The 3,596-nt window shown below is 70.1% G+C and carries 4 protein-coding genes; 3 read left to right on the top strand and 1 reads right to left on the bottom strand.

Annotated elements, in window-relative coordinates:
- The coding region (locus tag HUV01_RS13785) for a phosphoribosylaminoimidazolesuccinocarboxamide synthase (protein ID WP_302480066.1) at positions 1 to 176 on the bottom strand (176 nt) is incomplete at its 3' end.
- A gap of 239 nt (positions 177 to 415) precedes the next feature.
- Here HUV01_RS13785 and HUV01_RS13780 point away from each other — a divergent pair.
- The 3 genes from HUV01_RS13780 to dapE all read left to right on the top strand — a co-directional run bounded on the left by HUV01_RS13780 (position 416) and on the right by dapE (position 3,504).
- Positions 416 to 1,048, top strand: a complete 633-nt coding sequence (locus HUV01_RS13780) for a hypothetical protein (RefSeq protein WP_217431015.1) — start codon at positions 416 to 418, stop codon at positions 1,046 to 1,048.
- Positions 1,049 to 1,643: 595 nt separating this feature from the next.
- A complete protein-coding gene (locus tag HUV01_RS13775; RefSeq protein WP_174298788.1) occupies positions 1,644 to 2,330 on the top strand; it encodes a glutathione S-transferase family protein in 687 nt (228 codons plus the stop codon).
- 4 nt (positions 2,331 to 2,334) lie between these two features.
- Positions 2,335 to 3,504 carry a succinyl-diaminopimelate desuccinylase gene (gene dapE, locus HUV01_RS13770; protein ID WP_174298787.1) on the top strand — a complete coding sequence of 390 codons (1,170 nt, stop codon included), beginning with the start codon at positions 2,335 to 2,337 and terminating at the stop codon, positions 3,502 to 3,504.
- Positions 3,505 to 3,596: the final 92 nt, after the last annotated feature.

Raw genomic sequence — 3,596 nt, 5'->3', positions numbered from 1 at the left:
GTGAAGATATGCTCGGAGATGCGGTTGTTGAGCACGCCCTTGCCGTTGATCGTGCCCTTCTTCTGCGCGTTGAAGGCGGTGGCGTCGTCCTTGAAATACTGGATCAGCGTGCCGGGTTCGGGACCCTCGTAGAGGATCTTGGCCTTGCCCTCGTAGATCTGGCGGCGGCGAGCCATGCGGGCCTGTCCCTTTCAACGGTAAGGCCCCGGCGACGCGCGGGCGGACGGGCTCGCGCGGGTGCCGGGGCGGGTCGGCGCGGCTATAGGGGACGGGGGATGGAGGCGCAATCAGCGGGTTGGGAAGGCAACGCCGGGAGCGGACCGACAGCGCGGGCAGCGAACACGGCCAGGCTGCCAACACGGGCGATCGAGTGTCGCCTGGTTGCGGACGTTGAGCCGCATGGCATAATCTGCACATGGTCACCGCACGCCTGCCTTTCGGCAAACCTCTAACATGGGCGCTCGCTGCCTGCGTGATCCTCGGGCTTCCAGCGACAAGCTGGATCTACTGGCCCGCTATAGGAGAGGCGGGGGTGCTTTCCCCCGAGGCCGACACGATCATTATACCAATGATGAACAGCATCTTCCTTGCTGTCGTGCTTCTGCCGGTCATTTGCGTGATAACGTGGCTCTGCCTCCATAGGAAAGACGATGCTGGCAGCCTGCTGGCGTGGGACAGAACTCGGCCAATGCGCAGCGCCTTGGTGACGCTCTGCTTCGCAATCCCGTTCTGCTTTGGGCTTCCGTCATTGGCGTATGAGTTCACCGCGCCGCCCGGCTGGCACGGCCTTTGGTGGCTGCCCTATACGCTGGTCATGCTGTTTTGGTTGGCTGTGATGCGCGGGTCAGCCCTATCAAAGCGAAATGACAGCCAACCACCAGTTTGCAGGCATCCGGCGCGACGGCATAGTGCCGGGATGACCGGCGCTCGCACCTTTCTTCTCGCAGCCCTCAAACGGGTAGCCGAAGGCGGGGACATAGACGAGGCGGAGCTTGATGCGGCCGTACCTGACCCCCGCTCGCTTGATCGGCATGAGAAAGACGCGTGAGAAGAGTTGAACCACTGGGCGCACGACGCCGACATTCGCGAGCGCGACGAGCGGTACGCTGCATTCAAGCGTGAATGGATGCGTGATCGCATTGCCGCTCTCACCCCAAACGGTAGCTAACCACCAAAGGCGGACCTTCTCATTCCTCCTCCGGAGGGGGAGGGGGACCGCCGGAGGCGGTGGAGGGGTAGCGTGCCGGGACGGCCGTGACGACGGCATCGCGGACCGCATCAAGGTCGCTCAGTATGTCGACCGCAGCCACATGCGGTACGCGCGCGCCCCATTTACCCAGCCACCGGTGTTCGCCCAGCCACCGGTCGCGTCGAGCATCACGGTCCGGCCGCGATCCGTAGCCGTGCGCTTCGCCATCCACCCCGATCGCCGGTCGTCGCGCCGAACGGCGCAAGTCGAACCCATGGCGCCCGCCGGATGCCGGCAAAGGCGCGGAGCGGCCGGGCGTCGGCGGAGCGCCCGCCCCGGCGGCGCTTCCGGCAGCGTATCGCAGCGCAACGGTGCCCCTCCCCGTCCAGGGGCGGAGCGCGGTGTGCGCCTGCGCCCGTTGCGTCCCGCCGCGCGCCCGCCTAATCCCCTCTCCATGCGGCTCATCATCGGCAACAAGGCCTATTCCTCCTGGTCCCTGCGCGGCTGGCTCGCGTGTCGGCAGTCGGGCTTCGTGTTCGAGGAGGTGGTCGTGCCGATGTACGACGCCGACTGGGACCGGCGGCGGCAGGGCGACGAGTTCGCGCCCTCGTCGGGCAAGGTGCCGATCCTGTGGGACGGCGAGGCGGTGGTGTGGGACAGCCTGGCGATCGTCGACTACCTTTCCGACAAGCTGGCCGCTCAGGGCCTGGGACGCGACCGGTTCTGGCCCGCGGACGATGCGCCGCGCGCGATGGCGCGGTCGATGGCGGCGGAGATGCATTCAAGCTTCGCCGCGCTGCGCCGCGAGCATTCGATGAACATCCGCCAGCTCTTCCCGGTCCGCCGCCCAAGCGACGCGGTGCTCGCGGATCTCACGCGGATCATGGAGCTGTGGGCGCAGGCCCGCGCCCGCTGGGGCGGCGGCGGCGATTTCCTGTTCGGGGATTTCGGCGCGGCGGACATCATGTTCGCGCCCGTCTGCACGCGGATCGTCACCTATTCGCTACCGGTCGCGCGCTTCGCGGCCCCCTATGTCGAGGCGGTGCTGGCGCACCCGTTCATGCAGGACTGGATCGCCGGCGCGCAGGAGGAGGAGTGGGTGATCGAGCAGTACGAGCCGCCCGTCCCCTCGCGGGGATAGTCCGGTGATCGACGCGCCCGCGCTCGCCCGCGACCTGCTCGCCTGCCGCAGCGTCACGCCCGCGCGCGGGGCGGTGTTCGACGTGGCGGAGGCCGCGCTGGCGCCGCTCGGCTTTGCGATCGACCGGTTCATGGCCGGGGACGCGCCCGACGGACCGGTCGAGAACATGATCGCCTGGCGCGAGGGTCCCGGCCCGCGCCTCGCCTTCGCCGGGCATCTGGACGTCGTGCCGCCGGGCGAGGGCTGGACCGGCGACGCGTTCGAGCCGGTGACGCGCGACGGCCTGCTGTACGGGCGCGGCGCGGTCGACATGAAGGGCGCGGTCGCCTGTTTCATCGCCGCCGCCGCGCGGGCGGGTGGCGCGACCGGCGTGCTGCTGACCGGCGACGAGGAAGGGCCGGCGACGTTCGGCACGCCGCTGATCGTCGAGCGGATGGCGGCGCGGGGCGTGAAGCCCGATCTGTGCCTGGTCGGCGAGCCGACCTCCGTCGCGCATCTGGGCGACACGATGAAGATCGGCCGGCGCGGGTCGGTCAACATCGCGATCGAGGTTTCCGGGCGGCAGGGCCATGTCGCCTATCCGCACCTCGCGGACAATCCGATCACGCGGCTCGTGGCGGCGCTGGCCGAGATCGACGCGCTGGTGCTGGACGCCCCCTTGCCGGACGGGTGCGCGGACTGGTTCCAGCCCTCCAACATTGAGGCGACCGACCTGGCGGTCGGCAATCCCGCCGCCAACGTGATCCCCGGCCATGCGAGCGCGCGGCTGTCGATCCGGTTCAACGACCGGCATCGGGGCGACGCGCTGGTCGAGCGGATCGCCGCCATCGTCCGCCGCCACGCGCCGGACGCCAGCGTCACCGGCCGCGTGTCGGGCGAGGCGTTCCTGACGCATCCGGGCGCCTTCTCGGCGCTGGTGGGCGAGGCGGCGGCGGCGGTGACGGGCATGGTGCCGGAACTGTCGACGAGCGGCGGCACGTCGGACGCCCGCTTCCTGTCGCGACTGTGCCCGACGGTGGAGCTGGGGCTGGTCAACGCGACGATGCACCGGACCGACGAGGCGGTGGCGGTCGCGGACCTCCACGCGCTGACCGCGATCTACGCCGGCCTGATCGCGCGCGTCGCCGCCCTGCCCGCCCTGTCTCCGCCGCCTGCCGGGCCGGACGACGCCTGACATCAGGCGCCGGGCGTTCCCCTGGGGCGCCGCAGGACGAGGTACAGCGCCCCCGCGCCGCCGTGGCGCGGATGGGCGCCGCGCACGGCGGC

The sequence above is a fragment of the Sphingomonas bacterium genome (assembly GCF_903643035.1).
Taxonomy (GTDB): Bacteria; Pseudomonadota; Alphaproteobacteria; order Sphingomonadales; family Sphingomonadaceae; genus Sphingomonas.
The sequence above is the reverse complement of the archived record's forward strand: the minus strand, read 5'-3'. Positions and strand labels throughout refer to the sequence as shown.